General features: G+C 75.2%; 1 pseudogene. It reads right to left on the bottom strand.

The features are described from left to right. Nucleotides 1-1047: pseudogene (locus H5J33_RS36330) on the bottom strand (polyketide synthase); the annotation flags it as partial.

Below are 1047 nucleotides of genomic sequence, written 5' to 3' on the forward strand. Positions count from 1 at the left end.
TGGTCCTCGCCGTGCCTGCCGGCGAGCACACCGCACAGCCCGCGCAGCACCCGCGGGTCCGGGGTCTCGGGCACGTCGGCCAGGCCGCCCCAGCGGTCGGAGTGCTCCAGTGCGGCCACGAGGCCGAGGCCCCACACCTGCGCCTGGTCGGGCCGGATCGCCGTCTCCACGCCGGGGACCTGGACGGCGCCACTGGTCAGGCACCACAGGGGCGCGGACACGGCGGCGTCGCCGAGCGCCTGGATCAGCAGCAGCGCGCGGGCCGGGGCGGCCGTGAGCGTACGGTGGTCCGGGCCCGTCGTCTCCTCCGCGGCCGGCGGTTGCGGCAGGCACAGCACACCGGCCGGTGCGTCACCGTCGAGTCCGCCGACCGTCTCGGCGATCCGCCGGGCCAGCCGCTCCCGGTCGTCGTCCGCCGCCACGGCCAGCCGTACGACCCGGGCGCCCGCGGCCGTCAGGGTCTCTTCGACCGGTCCCGCCCACGGGTGGGCCGGGTCGCCGTCGGGTACGGCGAGCAGCCAGGCACCGCCGAGCGACACGGCCTGCGCCTCGGACACCGGCCGCCAGTCGACGCGGTAGTGCCAGGAGTCCGTCTCGGAACGCTCCCGGTTGTCCCGGCGCCAGGGACCCAGCAGCCCGAGGACCTCCTCCAGCCGGGAGGCGTCGTCCACGCCGAGCAACTCGCCGAGTTCCGCGCGGTCGGCGCTGTCCACGGCCGCCCAGAACCGGCTCTCCTCCGGGTCACCGGCATCCGCGGCCACCACACCGGCCGACCCGTCGAGCCAGTACCGCTCCCGCTGGAAGGCATACGTCGGAAGGTCCAGGAAGTCCGCGGTCCGCCCGGCGACGGGCCACCGGACCTCCAGCCCGGCTACGAAGGCCTCGCCCAACGCCAGGCTGAAGCGCCGCTGTTCGTCCTCGTTGCGGCGCAGCGTCCCCAGGACGACCGCCTCGGCACCGGCCTCTTCGACGCTCTCCTCCACCGATGCCGTCAGCACCGGGTGCGCACTCGACTCGATGAATACGTCGAAACCGTCGGCGAGAAGA

The organism is Streptomyces sp. WELS2, assembly GCF_013870595.1.
In the GTDB taxonomy this organism is placed as follows: Bacteria; Actinomycetota; Actinomycetes; order Streptomycetales; family Streptomycetaceae; genus Streptomyces.